Annotated in this window: 15 protein-coding genes; 5 read left to right on the plus strand and 10 right to left on the minus strand. The window is 36.5% G+C overall.

What is annotated here, in order from left to right; all coding sequences use genetic code 11:
• Window positions 1-204 precede the first annotated feature (204 nt).
• From MHB55_RS18215 to MHB55_RS18225, 3 genes are all read right to left on the minus strand, one after another.
• Window positions 205-708 carry a lysozyme inhibitor LprI family protein gene (locus tag MHB55_RS18215; protein WP_144540700.1) on the minus strand — a complete coding sequence of 168 codons (504 nt, stop codon included), beginning with the start codon at window positions 706-708 and terminating at the stop codon, window positions 205-207.
• A gap of 115 nt (window positions 709-823) precedes the next feature.
• Entirely contained in the window at window positions 824-1522 is a 699-nt protein-coding gene (locus tag MHB55_RS18220; protein WP_144540697.1) for a hypothetical protein, read from the minus strand.
• A 36-nt stretch (window positions 1523-1558) separates the two neighbouring features.
• Entirely contained in the window at window positions 1559-2590 is a 1032-nt protein-coding gene (locus MHB55_RS18225) for an alpha/beta fold hydrolase (RefSeq protein ID WP_340863792.1), read from the minus strand.
• Between the two features lie 415 nt (window positions 2591-3005).
• Here MHB55_RS18225 and MHB55_RS18230 point away from each other — a divergent pair, with 415 nt between their 5' ends.
• From MHB55_RS18230 to MHB55_RS18245, 4 genes are all read left to right on the plus strand, one after another.
• A complete protein-coding gene (locus tag MHB55_RS18230; protein ID WP_191697861.1) occupies window positions 3006-3932 on the plus strand; it encodes a DUF1672 family protein in 927 nt (308 codons plus the stop codon).
• Between the two features lie 14 nt (window positions 3933-3946).
• Entirely contained in the window at window positions 3947-6028 is a 2082-nt protein-coding gene (locus MHB55_RS18235) for an SA1320 family protein (protein ID WP_191697862.1), read from the plus strand.
• 192 nt (window positions 6029-6220) lie between these two features.
• Entirely contained in the window at window positions 6221-6811 is a 591-nt protein-coding gene (locus MHB55_RS18240; protein WP_151112623.1) for a TetR/AcrR family transcriptional regulator, read from the plus strand.
• A gap of 7 nt (window positions 6812-6818) precedes the next feature.
• A complete protein-coding gene (locus MHB55_RS18245) occupies window positions 6819-8231 on the plus strand; it encodes a DHA2 family efflux MFS transporter permease subunit (RefSeq protein WP_151112622.1) in 1413 nt (470 codons plus the stop codon).
• Window positions 8232-8568: 337 nt separating this feature from the next.
• On the opposite strand, the gene xylF is transcribed toward MHB55_RS18245, so the two are convergent.
• The 7 genes from xylF to MHB55_RS18280 all read right to left on the minus strand — a co-directional run bounded on the left by xylF (window position 8569) and on the right by MHB55_RS18280 (window position 17894).
• On the minus strand, window positions 8569-9624 hold the full coding sequence (gene xylF / locus MHB55_RS18250) for a D-xylose ABC transporter substrate-binding protein (protein ID WP_151112620.1): 1056 nt from the start codon (window positions 9622-9624) through the stop codon (window positions 8569-8571).
• Between the two features lie 16 nt (window positions 9625-9640).
• Entirely contained in the window at window positions 9641-11188 is a 1548-nt protein-coding gene (locus MHB55_RS18255; protein WP_151112618.1) for a response regulator, read from the minus strand.
• Window positions 11163-12626 carry a sensor histidine kinase gene (locus tag MHB55_RS18260; protein ID WP_151112616.1) on the minus strand — a complete coding sequence of 488 codons (1464 nt, stop codon included), beginning with the start codon at window positions 12624-12626 and terminating at the stop codon, window positions 11163-11165. The genes MHB55_RS18255 and MHB55_RS18260 overlap by 26 nt, the downstream gene beginning before the upstream one ends.
• Window positions 12623-13603 (minus strand): substrate-binding domain-containing protein, encoded by a 981-nt coding sequence (locus tag MHB55_RS18265; protein ID WP_191697864.1) that lies wholly within the window; start codon window positions 13601-13603, stop codon window positions 12623-12625. The genes MHB55_RS18260 and MHB55_RS18265 overlap by 4 nt, the downstream gene beginning before the upstream one ends.
• 385 nt (window positions 13604-13988) lie before the next feature.
• Window positions 13989-15164 (minus strand): sugar ABC transporter permease, encoded by a 1176-nt coding sequence (locus tag MHB55_RS18270; protein ID WP_151112613.1) that lies wholly within the window; start codon window positions 15162-15164, stop codon window positions 13989-13991.
• An 18-nt stretch (window positions 15165-15182) separates the two neighbouring features.
• Entirely contained in the window at window positions 15183-16703 is a 1521-nt protein-coding gene (locus MHB55_RS18275) for a sugar ABC transporter ATP-binding protein (protein ID WP_191697865.1), read from the minus strand.
• Window positions 16704-16787: 84 nt separating this feature from the next.
• Complete coding sequence (locus tag MHB55_RS18280; RefSeq protein ID WP_191697866.1) at window positions 16788-17894, minus strand: sugar ABC transporter substrate-binding protein; 1107 nt, start codon at window positions 17892-17894, stop codon at window positions 16788-16790.
• Window positions 17895-18856: 962 nt separating this feature from the next.
• Between MHB55_RS18280 and MHB55_RS18285 the strand changes: the two genes are divergently transcribed.
• On the plus strand, window positions 18857-20233 hold the full coding sequence (locus MHB55_RS18285; RefSeq protein WP_154312256.1) for a right-handed parallel beta-helix repeat-containing protein: 1377 nt from the start codon (window positions 18857-18859) through the stop codon (window positions 20231-20233).
• Window positions 20234-20270 lie beyond the last annotated feature (37 nt).

Consider the following 20270-nt stretch of genomic DNA (forward strand, 5'->3'; position numbering starts at 1 on the left):
ACGGTAATAATTATATTGTAAAGTAAATTTTGGAAATTAGAAACTAAAATTTACCTAATTTTAAAATTATTTAATAAATTTTTAAGAGTTAGATATTATTTGATTATTTTTATTAGCCGTTCTGATTCTGTCTCATCTAAATACTGTGATTTCAAAAATTCTTTAAACGAAAAAAACGCCACTCACTCGGAGGGGCGTTTTCACTTATTTCATATAATTATTTACTAATTCATAGCATCTTTCTTTAGTAAGATCAGCTAAAGCACTCGAATACAGGAACGGCTCAAGTGTTCCACCCTCTGCTTCCTTGGATTTTTCTTCTGCGATTTTATCACGCTGCTTAATCCAATCGCGTTGTTCTATTTTTAAATCCTCCATTTCACTTTCAGACAGTTGCTCTTTAAGTACACCATAAATTTCATTTAGAGCTTCGTCCCACCTTTTGAATGTTTCTGATTTAGCTTGATTCATATCCGTTTGTGTTCCAGACTCATATACCTTGTCGAATTCCTTTAAACTAACTTCAATCTCATTTAATTTATTTAAATAAGTTTCTTTTGTTCCTGAAGGGTCACTAGCTGTTTCTTCAGTATCCTCAGACACTTCTTGAGCTGGTGCAACGTTAGTTTCATTTATATCCTTTTCCGAACTAGAACTGCATCCTACGATCCAAACAAATGGTAGCAGTAACATTAGTATTTTCTTCAATTATATCCCTCCTTCTTCCACTTCTACCCATTAGACGTAACGATAAGCAGGAAAGTTTTATTTTTTCTGTTTTTTATAAAAAATCATTCAAATCTCCTAATGCAGATGCAGGAACCTACTTTTCATAATAATAGATCTTAGTAAATTCATAGGCCTTGCCTTTATCCTCACACCATTGCACAAAGCCGACTGTACCTTCACTTGAAAACGAAATCCAATCACTCATCAAATTACTATAATAAGATACAAGTTGGTAAATATTTATTTTGTATTCTTCCTTTTCTACTTTCTTGCTTAGCTGTTCTATTTTTTTCAGTAGTAATCTATCTTCTTGTATATCACCTAAGTATAGGTCCTCTGAAATATGGTGAAAAGAATACCAAAGAGAATCTATATAAATATCTATTAGCTTTAGTATTACTAATTGTTCCTTATCGCCACCTAATTTTAAGGCTTTATCTAAATAGGTTGTCCGCTTATCGATATTCAGAAATAGACCATACCATCTGTACATTCTTGGGTCTTCAGGATTTAAATCCATCCATTTCTCCATTAAAGGTTTCAATAATCTCTCTTCTAATGGGTGAATAAGTACCTGATGTACATCTTCTGATACTTCAATTACTTCAAAAATCCAGCATGCAAATTGTTGTTGTTTTTTTATATCCCATTCTAATGCTTGCTGAAGAAAAAGATTTAATGACTTTAACGATTGTTTACGTAGACCTTTTTCCTTGTATAGGCAAAACTCTATAAACAACGGATAATCATTTAAATTTTCACTGTTAATAATATTGGTTAAAGCCCTTTCCATTTGTTCACCTTCCTTAAAACTTAGTTTAAAATATATTTATTGTGTAAAAGTGGTGGACATCCACTCATAAAATTTTTCCTTTTCCTCGAATTGTGGATAATGAGCTGATTTCTCAAAGGTAATAAATTCTTTCTGTTCTGCATTTAAAGTATCCAAGTATTTTTTGGCTGTACTATAAGTAGTATGATAATCGTGCTTTCCCATTACAAAATAAACTGGTAATTCAAGCTTTGTAACTATATTAGGTAACGGCTTTTTTAACAAATCAGGTAACATCATTTTCTGTGAGTAGGAAATTCCATAGTTATAACGAATCACGTCCAATAAATTATATTCCTTGCTAAGAAAATTATTTAAGCTATTACCGTCTGGATTTTCGATAAGTCTAGAAGTCCCACCATATTTCATTACATAATTTCTTGGAGTAACTGTGTCACCATTTTTAATATCTTCATCTAACCCCTGTAAATATGTAACATCCTCCATATTCCCTTCCTTTTCAGCTTGATCAATACAGAAGGCTAAGCTCTCTAGCTCACTTTCAATAGTATCACTCATTTGCCCTATACCAATATATGCCTCATATTTTTCAGGTGATTGATATGCAGCTTGGGTAGCAATATAGGTACCTGCCGAATGACCAATTAATATGATCTTTTCTTTATTAAGTCTCTTCGAAATATAATCGGACATAGCTAACAGATCCTCTACTAGTAAATCTGTTGAAAGATTAGAATAGTCCACTGTAAAATGATATGATTTTCCACTTGCTCTTTGATCATATTGAACAACTGTAAAATCTTGTTCTAGCAAGTCTTGGTATTGAGAAGCGTACGGTATTTCTGAACTTCCTGGTCCCCCATGCACAAAAAGGATAACAGGGTTATCGGTATTATTGCCACGAATCAATACTTCATGGTTACTTCCATTAACCTCCACTTGCTCTAAAACACTAATACTGTTTTCCCCTTCAATAGACGCTGTCCATGTCGGAGAAAAAAGGGCTCCTATTAGGACTACTACAATTGATACTAAAATACATATGATTAATTTCTTTGTCTTTTTCACGCGACCATTCCCCTATTCTTGTACTCTTTTATTCTCTTTCTAATTGCCCTATCTTTCCTTTTTTGTTAGATCTCATAATAAGTATAACAATTTAGTAAAATTTTCTAGTACATCTCCGGAACGAAATTATAGTACATCTTAGGGATGAGATTTTTCTTATCTAAAATAAATAGTGTACGATTGCGAAAAATTGATTCACTCATTACTCTCCCTTCATGAATTTGGTGTTAACACATCCAAGGATGACCTTCTCCCCTTTAAAACAAAAGTCCTTATTACACAAAATCCCTATACAACCTTTCACCTGTTTTCTTAAAATTCAAACAAAATATTAAGCTTTTATTTTCTTATCTCGTAAGGTTTGATTACAATAAATAAAAACCGACGGATTTAGCTCTAAAGCGGGAGGATTAATATGAAGAAAAGCAAAATGGCCTTAGCAATTGTTAGCACAACACTTTTATTAGGAGGTTGCAACGTGGATGTAGAGAATACAAAGGAAACCAAAATACTTGGAAATGGTGATATTGCTTTAGATAGTGAGAGCTTTGTCAGCGTTCAAGATTACAAAGGTGACGAATACACCTTACAAAATGGAGAAAAAACGGACAAAATCGCGGAGGAGAATCGTGATTCGATTGAACAAGCGGTAAAGGAGTTCTTTCTAAACAAGTATAAAACAGAGGTAAAAATCCATAACATCGTGGGAGCTGTGGACGGTGCCTCTGTATTCGTAGAATCTGTTGGAGAGCCTCATTTCTACACTTTTGCCATTGTACCTATTGATGTGGAAAAGGAAAAAGTAGAATCAGACAAAGTGTGGTCTCAAGAGGGACAGATAGAAGATGCAATTTCTACTGGTCTTTATGCAATGATTAATGATCAGGAATTTTCTAACCTTGATAAATACTTAAATGAAATAACTGTAAAAAATCCTGTAGTAGGAGTTCGTATGGAGGCAGTGGAAAGAGTAGGTGCTAATGGATTTGCAACTCCCTATTATTACACAAGTGCCTCAGGCGAATACTTTACAGAGCTTTATAACAAATATATAGAAGACCCAACAATTAGCAAGGAAGAATTAAAAAGCTCATTTGAAAAGTATAATTTCGATTCTAATCTAATGCTCATCACTATTACTTTATATATGAAAGAATCCGATACCGACCCAGATGAAGCACTTTATGACCAAATTGTTTCAGATATCGAGCAAATGGAAGGAATACCCCAAGGCTCTTACTCGGTAATTTTACACGATAACTTGATTAACGCAGAGTATGCTGACGGATCAAAAAAAAGCTCGATAAACAAGACTAAATTAAATGAGATTATGAAAGAATAGGAGTGGAAATCTCGATGACTACTATTAATCCTGTTTCTAACGTCCAGACAAATGATCAAGATTTAGTAGAATTAGCTGGTTCTCATGCTTATCGAAATTATCCAGAAGGTAGAATTATAACAGTTAACGATAAAGTATTCAGAGTAGTGGATACCCAATACGGGATGTCTTCAGGTCTTGATGCACTTACCGTCCAAAACAATGAAACAAAGGAATTGACTGTAGTTTTTGTTGGTAGCGCAGACAACAAGGATTGGATTGATACAAATGCAAAGCTACTAGCGGATACTCCTCCCGCTCAATTAGAGGATGCTCAAAAGTATTTTGATTGGGTAAATACTAGTCTTGGAAACGTAGATTCAGTAACAGGTAATTCTCTAGGTGGTGGACTTACTAACTCTGTTGCAATTAATAACCCTCAGGTTAAAGCTGTAACATTGAACCCTGCAATCCTTCCTGCTGGTTTAGTGGATCCTACGATGATGTATGAGAATATCACCAATTATTACAGCCGCTTCGACTTTCTTACGAGCACAGAAGAAGCTATTGGAATGGGCAATAGAATACCAGGGAAAAAATATAACATTAACAATGGGGTTCCCCTGCTTTCACAGATTGTATCGAATCATACAGGCTACGTTACCCCTGATAAAGACGGGAACTTTGTTGTTGAAGTTGGTATAAAGGGACAGCCCGGACATGGATATATCCACATTGGTGCTGACGATCATATTGTAACAAGTATTTGGACAGGAAATCCTATTTATGGAGGCTATACTGAAAAAATTGAGATTAACCAAGAAAATATGATTTTACTCTCCAACGGAATAAGAGACCAAGTAAAAGGTCGAATAACAAATGTCAAAGAGTATATAGGTAACTCGGTAAGTATTGTTGAGGATGAGAGTGCTAAATTCAGTCAGCGTGTAACTACCCTCCAAGAAATCTTTCAACAAATGCTTGAAGAAATAGCCGGAGACCCCGTTTTTAAGGGCATTGCAGAGACAGGGGCCTTTATCAAGGCAGCCATAGATGATCTAATAGATCTTCTTAATACAGCAGAGGATCGTTGTAGAATATTAAACAGCATTTTAAACTCTAAACCGGCTGAAATCATTGAGTTTATTACCTCAACTGACATAAGTGTAGAAACACTCTTCGCTCCAGCAAGAGATTATTTAAATCAGCTTAAGCTAGACGTAGATAATCTAGTGACGAGTGCACACAATATTATGTATAAGGATATACCTGAATTATTTAGAGGAGGAACAGACAATTTTGTCGATGCAGTCGTCGGGGAGCTGGATGCGCACTATAACATCTTAAAAATAAATAAAGAAGAAGTATACAATCAATTAACTGAGTACGAAACTCAGGTTAATGACATTGCCAATTCCTTTATTAACCGTGATGTCAGCCTAGCAGATGCTATACACATGGGATCTTCACCTGGAGATCGTGTAGATGCAGTTCAAAAAACAGAGATTAAGACGATTCAGGAATCCTCTTATTTAGTAGTAGGAATGAAAATTAAGGAAGTTCAAGTCCAATTGGCCCATAATACGATAGTTACTTTAGGAACAACAATATTAAGTCCCATCCTTTCCATCCTAGAAGTTATTGCACTTCTAATAGAAGCTGCATTAACTGCAATTATCCTCGCTGTAAAGGCTGCTCAAAATATCGGTCTGTACGGAAATCCCATCGGTTTGCTGATGAGTTTGTTTACAGATTATGAACATAGAGTAAAAAGTGCTGTAGCTAGTGCCCTCGAGCCTCTTATAGAAATGGAGGTCTTAATGGAAAGTTTGCGCATTGGATTCAATAGGATGAATGTAAACCTACCGGAAATGCTAGACAATTTTAAGCCCTATCTGGATACTGCCATTTTTGAACCAGCTAAATTTGAAAATGTAAGATTGTACAATGTCGCTGCCTTAGCTATATTAGAGGAGATGGAGCTATTATTTAACGAAATAATTTACCAGCTAGCCGATGAAAAAGCTAATGCAATCGAAGAAACGTTAGAGGTCTCGAAGAATGTATTAGGTAATCTACAAATATTAAAGGAACAAGTAGATCGCGGAACATTGTAAAATACAGAGTGGAACTCCAGTGCAGCGTTGCTACATTAGAGTTCTTTTATTTTTGCCCATGCATTGATTTTTTTAATGGATTTAAGCTAAAGCTTGAGCTTTCAAGCTTGCTTTGTGCTTAATCACTCTTTATACTAGACTTTGTGCTAAAAACAAACCGACCGTTCTGTTTTGTGGAAAGGAGTAATTGATATGTCCGTTGGGCAGGAAACTAAACAGCATATAATTCAGACTGCTGGTCATCTATTTCGATGGTATGGTTTTGAGGCAGTTAGTATTGCTACAATCATTAAGGAATGTAATACAACAAAGGGTGCCCTTTATCATCATTTTCCTAATGGCAAAGAAGAACTATTATTAGCAGCTATTCAATATACAGGAAAAATTATGCTACAGGATACAAGGAATTTGTTGAGTGAATCCGCAGATCCTATAAAGATATTATCAAGCCATTTAAATCATATTGCTTCACAAGTTGAGTTGAACCGCGAAATAGATGGTGTCCCCATTGGTAATATTGCTGGTGAAATGGCGATTAAAAACAAAGAGATACGCCTAGCCTGTGATCAGGTTTTTAAAAGCTGGCAACAACTGATAAAAGATAAATTTATTGACTGTGGGATGCAAGAGGAAGATGCAAGTAATCTTGCAATCACATTAAATGCACTATTTGAAGGTGGTATATTATTAAGCATCACAAGTGCTTCTGGTGATCCGCTCAGAGCAATCGCCAAGCAAATTCCTTATTTAGTAGCACCAAAAAGTAATTTATTAAGAGAGTAGGATTTTCATGTCACAACCAATCAAAAAAACACCAATACTAGCAGCATTTCTAATCGCTGGTTTTGTTGGACTATTTAGTGAAACAGCACTAAACATGGCATTAGGCCAATTAGTCATTGAGCTCGGCGTTGAACATACAACTATTCAATGGCTGACTACTGGCTATTTATTAACACTTGGTATTCTAGTCCCAATTTCCGGATTACTGATTCAAAAATTCACCACTCGTCAGCTATTCCTGACTTCCTTGATATTTTCTATAATAGGAACTATTATAGCAGGACTTGCACCGACCTTTGCGTTTTTATTGATGGCTCGTATAGTTCAAGCTATTGGTACTGCGATTTTATTACCATTGATGTTCAATACGGTTTTATTAATTTTTCCAATTGAAAAACGTGGATCAGCAATGGGTGTCATGGGACTTGTTATCATGTTCGCACCTGCGATTTCCCCTACCGTTTCTGGAATTATTTTAGAATACTTAACTTGGCACTGGATTTTCTGGACTACACTTCCATTCCTTGTATTTGCATTGATTTTCGGCTACTTCTATATGCAAAATGTCAATGAGCTTACCCATCCGAAGATTGATGTTCTATCTGTTATCTTCTCTAGTATTGGTTTTGGAGGCATTGTGTATGGCTTTAGTGTAGCTGGCGATAAAGGCTGGAGCAGTTCGATTGTAATTATTGCTCTAGCTGCAGGAGTAATTGGTCTTGCCTTATTCGCTTGGCGTCAAAACAACATGGAAAAACCAATGATCAATTTAAAGGTTCTAAAATATCCAATGTTTACATTAGGCTTAATCGCCGTATTTATAGCCTTTATGTGTATTCTTTCAACTATGATTTTACTTCCACTTTACTTACAAACTGGATTGGCTTTAGCAACATTTGCCGCTGGTCTAGTCTTGTTACCAGGTGGAATTATTAACGGTATTTTCTCTCCAATTGTCGGACGCCTGTTTGACAATTACGGTGCAAAGGTACTTGTAATGCCTGGCTTCATCTTAATCGGGATTGCGTTCGTATTCTTTATGCAAATTGACCAGCAGACATCTCAGCTAACGATTATCGTGCTACATAGTGTAATGATGATTGGTGTATCGCTTGTTATGGCTCCTGCTCAAACAAATGGCTTAAATCAATTGCCTCGTCATCTATATCCAGATGGCACCGCATTAATGAATACTCTTCAGCAAGTATCCGGTGCAATCGGGACTGCAGTGGCGATTACCATTATGTCCTCTGCCCAAGCTTCCTTTGTGACAGAGCAAGGTGCATCAGCTTCATCAGTAGACGCGTTTATTTATGGGGTACAAACATCCTTTAAATACGCTATTGCTCTAGCAGTAATTGGAATTATCCTATCTTTCTTTATTAAAGGAAAGCAACAAACAGCTAAACAAAGTAATTAGTATTTTTGCTTCATTATAAAACACCCTCCAGTTGATTGGAGGGTGTTTTAATTTATAAGGACATCAAAAGTCGAGTCCTCTTAAAATGCTTTGATGACAATTAAATCAAATAAAATGCTTAGGTTAATATAAGAATAAGTTTTAAAGCTTTATACTTTAAATGACACAGTAGGTTAAATAGATAAAAACAATTATTACAGGAACATTCCATTGTTGTGTGGAATACATATAGACTGAATTACTCTGAGCGTTTTCTTAGTGTAATTTATATTGCTAAATTAGTCAGAAGTGGGTTGTTAATCAAACACATTGCCTTTTATTAAGGGGGCTACTCTTTCTACTCTTGATAAACTTCCTCTTCTGAATGAAAACCATCTGTAATAACTGTGGTATTAAGATTGGATTTATTTACTGGAATTGGTGTTAATAACACCGAAGGAACTTCAATTTTTCCGTTTTTAACTTTCTGCCCCGCATTAATATTTTCACCTTTAGCCATGGATACAGCCAGTTTCGCAACCTCCTCTGAGAGCATGTGAATAGGTTTGTATACAGTCATAGTTTGCGTCCCTTTAACTATTCTCTGTACCCCTGCTAAATCCGCATCCTGGCCTGCGACTGGTATTTGTCCAGCGAGCCCTTTGGCCTCAAGTGCTTCTATTACCCCACCAGCAGTAGCATCATTTGCTGCAATTACTGCATCAATCTGTAGATTTGTTGTACGAAGTGCTTCTTCCATATTCGCATTTGCATTTACTGGTGTCCAATCCTTCGTCCATTGGTCATAAATAATGTTGATATCTCCATTCTCTATATATGGACGAAGTACTTTAAATACTCCCTTTTTCAGAAGATGCGCATTGTTATCCGTGATTGCTCCCCCTATAATCACATAGTTCCCTTTTGGTACAAGCTCTGTAATAGCCTTTGCCTGCATTTCTCCCACTTGTTCATTATCGAAGGAAACATACAAATCGAGATCAGAGTTTTTCACAAGTCTGTCATATGCAATCACCTGTATACCTGCAAGATGAGCCTTATGGACAATGGCCGCGGTTGCCTCGGCGTTATGCGGAACAATTACTAATACATCGACACCGCTTTGAATAAGTCGCTCTGCTTGAGATATTTGAAGTGCATCATCTCCATTTGCTGCAAATATTTCTACCTCGGCACCCAAAGCCTCCACAGCCTCCTTGAATAAATCTCGATCCTTTAGCCATCGTTCTTCCAATAAGGTATCCATAGAAAACCCTATTCGTATCGGCTCCTCTTCTTTTGGAGAAGGGGGTCCTTTCTCTGGTTTAATACTTTCCCTTTCAGTATCAGGGGAACAAGCAACTAACAGCAGAATGATACCCAAAAGCCAAATAGGTTTAGCCCTTTGTTTCATCCTTTTCCCCCTCTCATTAAAATTCTATTTTCTTACTTAACATGGTTTTTCTATATTCCTTTGGAGAGATTCCACACATCTTTTTGAATACCTTGCTGAAATAATTAGGATCATGGTAGCCAATTTCAAACGTAATTTCCTTTAAGCTTCGTTCTGAATTATTGAGGAGCTTTTTAGCCTTTCCAATTCGACACTCCGTTAGAAAATCAATATAGTTAATACCTAGCTTCTCCTTGAACATTTTACTAATATAGATTGGGCTTAAGTCGACTTTTTGCGCCAGTATATCTAAGGATATGTCCTTATGGGAATTATCATATATAAACTGTTTGATTTGTTGAATTTTATCAACTTCCATCCGTTCAAAATAGCTCTTATAAACAGTTTGCATACGATCAAGCAAACGTGTAGTTTCCAATCGCAACTGACGATACTCAAGTGCTTGAAGTGGGAAAACAGGTACCTCTGAGTCAATTCCTAATTCATTCATGACTCTATGTGCAATCCACAATAACTCCAATACTCTTTGTTGAGTGTAGATAAGTGCATTTCCTTTTTTTTCATGCTGTTGAATCATATCCAATACAAATAAGCGAATCGACTCCCAATCCCCTAGTCTTAATTGTTCGAAATACAGCTGCTCCCGTTGTCTGATGACCTGATAGTCTGTTTCAACAGTAATAGCCTGAACTTCAGAATAAAACCGATACTTTACAACCAAAGTGGGATCCATCGTAGCAATAAGAGCCTCTTGGTAGGATTGCCTAATTTCCGAGAGTTCCCCATATACTTGACCAATTCCAATAAACCAATCCATACCGATGTTTTCTTTATTTAAGGATAAAATCTCTTTTGAAAATGCTATTGCCTGTGCACGAAATGTTTGATCAGGGTTTCTAAACACAATAATTGGTAATTGCCTTCCATATAAGGCACCAACCCAAGCATTGGTTGTTTGACGAACTTTCTGCTTGATGTCCACATACAAATGCTCTGCACCTTCCGGTAAGAGTATAACAACTACAAATTTTTCTTGTGTAGAAGGGGTATCTAACATTTCCACTAGTAAGTCTATATGCACTTCGTGAACATGATCAAATAATAGCTGTGTTACAATATCTGTCTCTGCTAAAGTCAATGTTTTTTGCCACATTTCATTTGCTAGACGGCTGCTAGCCTCCGCTTCTTTTTCTACTCTACATTCCTCTAATACTTTACCTACAGTAGAGACTATTTCGGTTACTTTACTAGGTTTGAGTAAGTAATCTTTCACTCCAAGCTTAATAGCTTTCCTTGCATAATCAAACATATCGAATGCAGTTACCATCACAAACTTGGTAGATGAATTCGTTTCTTTTATTTTTTCTATGGCTTCTAGCCCATTCATGCCTGGCATCATAATATCCATTAACACTAAATCTGGACGAATACTATCTGCAAGTTCGATTGCCTGCTTCCCGTTTTTAGCCTGATAAAAGGAGTACTCTGGAAAAGATTTTTGAAGTATAGCCTGCATTCCTTCACGTTCTATCGGTTCATCATCGACGATCAGAAGTTTCATCATCATTTTCCTCCCATGCTATTGGAATTTGTATGATTACCTTTGTCCCTTGACCTTCTATACTATGAATAGTGATAGTGCTTTTATCTCCGTAAAACAAAGACAGCCTTTTTACAACATTTTGAAAGCCCATTCCTGTTGAATGCCCCTCGCTAGGCACAATATCTCCCTTAAGTAATTCTTCAATTTGTTTCGTTGTCATCCCCTTGCCACTGTCTTCTATCTCTATAATCACGAATGATTCCACTTTAAGAATTCTAAACCAAATTGTGCCTCCATCTATCTCAGGCTCAATAGCGTGAATAACTGCATTTTCGATAATTGGCTGAAGTGTTAGACCTGGAATTTTTATATGTAAGCACGTCTCATCAATGTGAGATATAAATCGTAATCGATCGATAAAGCGAGCCTTTTGAATCTCCATGTATTGATTGAGAACTATAACCTCCTCAAATAATGTTACCGTTCCATCCCCTCGCTTGAGGTTATAGCGAAGTAATCCTGCGACACTTACAAGTAGGTCACTCGTTTCCTCTGCCCCGTCCAAATAAGCTTTTTTAGAAAGGGTATTTAAAGTGTTAAACAGGAAATGAGGGTTTATTTGACTTTGTAAAGTCTTTAATTGGCTCTCCTTTAGTAGAAGTCTGCTTTGTTGTAGCTCATGCTCCAGTTGTGCCTTTTGTTGAATTTCTTGTATTAAATCATTAATATTGATTCGCATTTCATCAAATGTTTTGGCTAGAAATGCTATTTCATCATTAGATTTCACTTCTATCTGCTGGTTGAATCTCCCCTGTGCTAATTCATTGGCCGCTTTTGTAAGCTGATGAACTGGTTTAGTAATGCTCAATGAAAACCAATAAGTCGCCAGTAGTAGCACACAGGTAATCAATAGCAGCAAATAAATTCCAAGCTTTTTTAACTCTTCGGATTGGTTAATGATTGCCCGATAAAATTCGTTATATGTCTTCAGTTCACGATCCAAAATAGTCAATGTCATTTCTGATATGTACATAGAAATACGATTAGCTTCATTGAATTCCTTGGTGGAGTCTTCTATATCTCGTTCCTGTATGAGCATAATAGAACGCTCCGTAGTCTCTACTAAACTATCAATTAAATGAATATAATTCGTTAAGGAAAATGAATTCTCCACGTTTCTAAGCTCTGCAACATCCTCTTGAACCTCTTTTATATCTACTATACTTTTCTCCAGCTGTTGCTTATGTGCTTCTGTAGGATTTAGTAAATAATTGTTTAGATTAGTTATTATTTTTTGACTAGCTGTAGTTACTTCATTCATCCTTAAGTATCGCTGTAATACATCATTTGTTTGCTCTTGTGTTCTTTGGTTGTAATACGTGAGCATTAACCAAATGATACCCATTATAACGAGGACTACTGAAACGAGCATCCAAATCTTTTTATGAATCGTAGTCATTGCTTCGTACCATCCAATTCAGCCATTCTTATTTCAGTTAAATAACCATCAGAGTCAAGGGGAACAGTTTCATTAGTTAACCATTTCATGAGTCTTTTCACGCTTTCCTTACCCATTCTCTCCGGCTGTTGCTCCAACACACCATCTAGTTGCCCCTGCTCTAGTAAAGTTTTGGATTCAATTCCATCATCAAATGTATAAATATGATATGGCTCTACCCTTGTACGTCTCCCAATTTCCTGTATCATAGGTCCAGCATAATTTGCATTGATTGCTATAAAAGCTTGTGCCTGTGGAGTTTCGTTCATAAGTTGCTGAGTTGTAGCCATCACCTGTTCCTTAGTATCCTCGGTCCCTCTTACGGTCACCTGAATTCCCTCATAGTGTTTAAGCACTTCTTGAATTCCTTGCAAGCGTTCCTTCTGATAATGTGCTAGTTTCTTATCTCCTAGAATGATTATATCTCCAGTTGTACCCATTGTACTGACTAATCGTTGTGCGACCATTCTTCCTGCTTCGAGCTGATTTGAACCGATATAGGTCTTTCTTAAACTTTCCTCGACCGGGACATCGTTAGCGACTGTAATGACTGGAATACCGTAGAATGCAGCCTTCACTTTGGTCAATTCTTTAAATTCTTCATTATCTAGTCCCTGAACAATTATTCCGCTAACCTTTGAATGAAGGGCTATCTCCACTCTTTTCAAAAAATCTTCCTCGTTATTACCATAGCTTCCCCAGACCTCTAATTGAACATTTTCTAATTTTGCTTGTTCTGCTGCACCTTGCCCGACTTTATTCCAAAAAGGGGTGTCCAGTTCCTGAGTTATAAGTACAAGGCGAATGGTATCCTCATTAGAGGGAATGGTTTTGGGCATTTCGCTAGTAGTACGGAGCGCCTGGGTTGCCGTGGAAAAGGTCAAATAACTAAAGATCAAAATAAGTGCTCCAAGTATGAAAACTACTTTTTTCCCCATTCCCTTCTCTCCTTGCATCTCGCTTTTTCTACTATATTATCATTTGTCCATTAATTGACAATAAGCTATATAAAACGGAAGTTCATTCTTCTATGAAGACACCTCTACTAAGCATGATTTCCGTTTTAGACGGACGCTTTCCGCGGGGGGAGCGCTAAGCCATCACCGTCGTTTGTGATGACTCATCTGTCTCACTCATCCCACAGGAGTCGTCACCTGCCGCTACAATCAACAGACTGATCAATCATTATTTTTAAAGGAAAAGTTATAATGTTGAAAATGCATTAAGATACTGCAATAGTTTTCAAGTATTATAAAAATTGTAAGAAATAAAAAGACAAAAAGGTATTAGACCTTTCTTAATACCTTTTGTCCATTTCTTCTATTAAGCTCTTTGTTTTCGTGTCATCACATCAAATATTACTGCTCCAGCTAAAACCCCACCACGTATCATATATTGATACGATATTCCAACGCCTAGTAGGTTCATGCCACTTGAAAGAGAAGCCATAACAATTGCACCAATGATGGCGCCAGTTACTTTTCCAACTCCTCCTGCAGACGAAACCCCACCTACATAAGCCGCTGCTATAGCATCTAACTCAAAAAGAGTACCAGCTGTAGTGGTAGCTGATTGAAGACGCGAAGTAAATAATATTCCTGATAAGGCTGCAAGCATCCCCATAGAGCCGAAGACGATATATGTAATCTTTTGTACGTTTATGCCACTGAGATGTGCGGCTTCTGGGTTACTACCCACCGCGTAAATGTGTCGACCAAGCACCGTTTTAGTAGATAAAAAATGATAAATAATAACCACAATTACCATAATAACAACCGTCCAAGAAAAACCATTATATCCCGCTAAAATCCAAGTGATATACGCAATAATTCCTGATATTAAAATAAGCTTAATAGTAAATATGCCATTAGACATTACTTCAAAGCCATATTTCAATTTATTTCGTCGATTAGAAAATTCACTATAAATATACAAAAGTATACCGATCAACCCAACAATCAATGTCATAAGGTGTAATCCGTTAATTTGCATAAGAGATGGTATAAACCCATTTCCAATAGCGTTAAATTGACTGTCCTTAATAATAATTGTCCCTGTTCTTTCCGTTACCTGTAAAAGCGCTCCTCGAAATATTAACATTCCTGCTAAAGTGGCAACAAAAGAAGGAATACCGATTCTCGCAACTAAAACACCGTTAAATAAACCTATAACTACCCCGAAGATTAAGACTGTTGGAATTGTAATCCATATGGAAACACCCCATTGTGTCAAAAATATTGCTGCCACTGCGCCTAAAAAACCAGCGACAAAGCCAACTGATAAGTCAATATGACGGATGACGATAACTAGTGTCATTCCGACTGCTAGCACTGCAATGTAGCCCGCGGAATCTAGTAAATTACTTATATTTCTCGAAGACATAAACAAACCGTTTGTCATAATCGTAAATGTTAATAGAATGACTGCTAAAGCAATATACATTCCATAATCTCGTATATTATCTTTCACAAGGTCCTTAGCCTCTTTGAATAAATTCATGATTCTTCCCCTTTCTATCTATTGAGTAGCGAGTTCCATAATAGCTTCTTGAGATGCTTCTTCTGCAGTCAATTCACCTCTTATAGCTCCATTAGCCATTACATAAATACGATCACTCATTCCTAGCACTTCACCGAGTTCAGAGGAAATCATGATAATGCTCATTCCTTCATTGATTAGCTGATTCATAATCGTATAAATTTCAAATTTTGCCCCCACATCAATACCTCGTGTCGGTTCATCCAAAATTAAGATCTTAGGTCCAGTAAACAACCATTTTCCAAGAGACACCTTCTGCTGATTTCCACCGCTAAGTTTGCCAACTATTTGTTCTAGAGAACTAGCTTTAATATATAAAGAATCCTTATATTCTTTACCGACCTTTACCTCTTCGTTTAAGTTAAGGACTCCTCTGCTTGATATCCCCTTCAGATGAGCAGCAGAGACATTACTCTTTATATCTTGTAGTAAAAACAAACCGTCTCCCTTTCTGTCCTCTGTCACATAGGCAATTCCTGCTTTAATCGCATCACTAGTATGCTTTAGTGTCTTAGATACCCCTTGCATTTCTAACGTTCCTTGAAGCTTATAATTCTTGGGATTGCCAAAAATACTTAATGCAAGCTCTGTACGCCCTGAGCCCATAAGACCAGCAATACCAATAATTTCTCCCTTCTTGAGTTGAAGATTTGCATTTTTAACTACGTTTCTTCCTAGCTGTGTATCATAGGCAGACCAATCTTTTAATGATAAAACCGTCTCTCCGATTTTCTTGTCAGGTCGTTTTGGATAAATATCTTCGATGTCTCTTCCAACCATATTTTTGATGATGACATTTTCAGCCACCTCTCCCTTGCTTGCATCTAATGTGCAAATGGTTTTCCCATCACGAAGAACCGTTACTTTATCTGCAATATGAATAACCTCTTTCAGCTTATGCGAAATCATAATGCAGCTAATTCCCTGACTCTTCAATTCTTTTAAGAGTTCTAATAGATTTTCGCTATCATCCTCATTCAGAGCTGCTGTTGGTTCGTCTAAAATAAGTAAGTTAACGTCCTTGCTTAGTGCTTTGGCAATTTCCACGAGTTGTTGTTTACCTACACCTAATTCCTTAATCAATGTTTCTGGAGTCACTTTTAAATTCACTTTTTTAAGTAACCCTGTAGCCTGGACAATGGTTTGATTCCAATCAACAAAGGGACCTTTTTTAACTTCATTTCCGGCAAATATGTTCTCGTAGACCGATAAATCAGGAAAAAGGGCTAGCTCCTGATAGATGATTCCAATACCAGCCTTTACGCTATCACTGATTACTTGAAATTGTTGTACCTGTCCTTCGAACACTATGTCCCCATCATAGGTACCATATGGATATACTCCACTTAATACCTTCATTAGAGTAGATTTACCTGCTCCGTTTTCTCCGACTAAGCAATGGATTTCTGCCTTACCTACTTTGAAATTTACGTTGGAGAGAGCCTTTACTCCAGGGAACTCTTTGGATATGTTATTCATTTCTAAAATATAGCCACTCATTCTCGTACCTCCCTCACCTATACAAATTAAAGATAGAGAAAAAGTGATTGATCGCTACAACACTTTTTCTCCTCTTATTGGCTTTTACTCTATACCGGTGAATTCACTTGCCTCATAATACTCTGAATCAATTAACTCTGATTTCACATTGTCTTTATCTACAACAATTACATTCGTTTGTTTCGCTTTCACTTCTATAGCACCATTATCGTAAGAACCAGTAGTTTCAGGAGTTTTTCCATCCAAAATTTCAACTGCCATGCCCATAGCGTCTTTTACTAATGAACGAACATCTTTAAACACCGTCATCGATTGTTTTTCATCAATAATGTATTGTACAGAAGCTTTCTCCGCATCTTGGCCCGTTACAAAATAGCTTGTAATAGCACTATCAGAACCAAACACATCTGCGATTGAACGTGCAGTCCCATCATTAGGAGCAAGGATTAAAACATCCCCTTTTAGGTCATCACTCGCGGCAGTTAAATGTGTTTGTGCCTTGTTTTTTGCTTCATTTGAATCCCAGTTAGTCGTAATTTGCCCGATGATTTTTCCGAGCTGATCACGAGAAAGATCTGCAGAATCCTTTAAAGCCTCTGCTTCACTGGAGTTAGCAATTTTAAATGTACCATCAGCGATTTTCGGCTGAAGCACCTGCCAAGCGCCCTCAAAAAATAGGAATGCATTATTATCAGATGCCGCCCCAGCATACAGGTAAAGAGGTGCATTAGAACCCTTTGCATTGTCTACTAAGTACTGAGCCTGTGCTGCACCAACTGCTAAACTATCAAAAGTTACATAGTAATCGACAGCATCGGTATCAGTTATTAAACGGTCATATGCAATTACAGTAACTCCCTCTTTCTTAGCTGCCTCTACTGCAGATGCAGCTGCCGCACCATCATGAGGAGTAATGATTAATACTTTAATACCTTTATTCAACAATGCCTCTACATTTTCTTTTTCCTTTGCAGATGATCCTTGGCTAAATAGGATTTCCGTAGAATAATCCGAATCCGCTAAAGCATCCTTAAAACGTTGCTCATCCTGCACCCAACGAGGCTCATCCTTCGTAGGCAACACTATTCCCACATCTACTGAGCTACTCCCACTTGCGTCACAAGCTGCTGCTACTATGGCAAATGCCATTAACATAAATAAAAATGTGAATCCCTTGAACTTCTTCAACATTTTTAACACTCTCCCTTTGTATAAAATCCTTACCTTTTAATTATAAATTCTGAATACTTTTATGAAAGCGCTATCAATAGCACTCTTTTAATATTACCTATACTTTTTTAACTTTTAAGTATAAAAATAGAGACGAGCCACCTTGGGTTCGTCTCAAACAGAGAATTAAATTTAAATAAAAAATAGAAGCTGGCCAAAAGGATTCCTAAATGAGCGTTTTGGTCAGCCTCTTCTTGGCTTTACTTTTTTAATCTATAGTCTTTAAAAGTTTTTGCATTTCTGTAGCCTGTTTTTGTTGAGTAGTTATAATGTTTTCTACAATTGTTTTGAGTTCACTATTTTGAGTATATTTCAAGATATTTCCAGCCATTTTATTGCACCTACATGATGTGGGATCATTTCATAAAGGAAATCAAGACTGGGATCACCTGTTTCAGGTGCATCTTCCATCCCTTTTTCCATTATTTATTTTTAATATATTTTGGTAATTATCATAATACGCTTTTTCATTCCGGACCCAACTGTGCATGTGCTTGAATACTAAACATGCCTAGTATAAATGTAAAAAATCCTATTCTGGTTATTTGAATGCCTGTCCTCATATAATTGTACCCACCTACTTTTATGCTCATTTTATTATGCAAAATAGAGAATTACTTTATACAAGTCAGAATGTGTCATTTCTTGTTCAATAGATTGCGTTGTAATGCTCTTTCATCAGATTATTTATTTGTATTTAGGGTATACATTTAAAAGATTGAACAACTGAATCCAATATCGATTTCCACTTTAGATGGACAGTTTTAAGCGGGGTGAGTGATAAGCCATCACCTTCGCTTCCACATGTTTGTGAGGTTTATCTGTCTCACTCATTCTGCTAGAGTTGGGCCTTCCGCTACAATTGATAAAGAGCTAAGTTTACAATCATATTTAAAAGCATTGTCAGGAGGAACATAGGAGTCATGAAAAAATTATTACTGATCTTAGTTGTCTGGAGTTTGTGGGCTATCTATCCTTCGAATTCAATTGAAGCTAAGGCAGAAACATATACTATTTCGCCAAATAGCGAAACATATAATAGGAATCTAATGAACGATTCTAATTACAATAATGATACGAAACATTATTATTTACTTCGTACATATCTTGAACGACTCGAAGAAACAGGTGGTGGCACACTCGAATTAGAAAAGGGAACATACATAGTTTCTAATGTATTGTTCGTACCATCTAATACAACGATAAAACTAAAGGATGGCGCGAAAATTATGAATGGTAGTGAAACAGGTAAATCTAAGCTCGATGCTGACCACTCACTTTTCCATTTCATTCGTCCTTCTCTTGGTAAAAAAGAAGGGGTCTATGGAGGGTATGATGGTGAAAAAAATATTTCCATCATTGGAGCTGGTTCAGCGGCGATTGATTTGAATTTCGAAAAGGATGCTATTGCTATTATTGCTGGTCATAATCAAAATATTAGGATTGAAAATATTAATTTTCAAAACATGTATTCCGGTCATTTCATTGAGATAGATGCAACTAAGGATGCTGTTATAACCAACAATAAATTTATGAATTCAATACCTTCAACAACTGAAATCAAAGAAGCAATTAATATCGATACTCCCGACAAGCTAACAAATGGCTGGAGCTCTGTTTGGAGTAAGTTCGACAAAACACCTAACTCCAATATGAAGATAGAAAACAATATTTTCTACGGTCTCGATCGTGCAATTGGCACCCATAAATATTCAGGTGGTAAATATCACGATAAAATCATAATCAGAAATAATAAAATAGAGAAAATGCGTCAGGATGCAATTCGCGTGTTGAACTGGAGTAATGCAACGATAGAAAACAATATGTTTAAAAATGTTGCTCCAGGTAAATACAGCGCTAACAGGGGAATCATAGCAAGCGGCGCCCTTAATCCTACCTTCCAAAATAATGTGTTTATAGACATACCACGGGCAATGCAGTTTACTGCCTGGAAAAACAGTGATTCTGGTTCCGAATATGATATTACTTATAATGAGCTAAGTGAGGATAATAAAGAAGCACTTTCTACAAATACTATTATTAATTATGTAGAGGATTTTATCCGAATTAATCCTACATTTAAAAAGTTTGATCAAGAGCATACAGAATTTATTCCTTTAAAAACAGTACAGTCTCCTTCTTCACCGAACAGATACCCTGGCTCATCAAAAGCGCTAAATTTAAGGGGTCAAAATAACTATGAAGAGAGACTTGAAAGTACATTTGGCTTTAATGAAGATCTATCCAACTCAAAGCTACTAAATTTACATTTACAAAACTATTTGAGAATGTATCAGTGAAAATATTGATTGGTACTAAAAATTAAATATTGCTGTT

This window comes from Psychrobacillus sp. FSL K6-1267, from assembly GCF_038003265.1.
GTDB classification, from domain to species: Bacteria; Bacillota; Bacilli; order Bacillales_A; family Planococcaceae; genus Psychrobacillus; species Psychrobacillus faecigallinarum.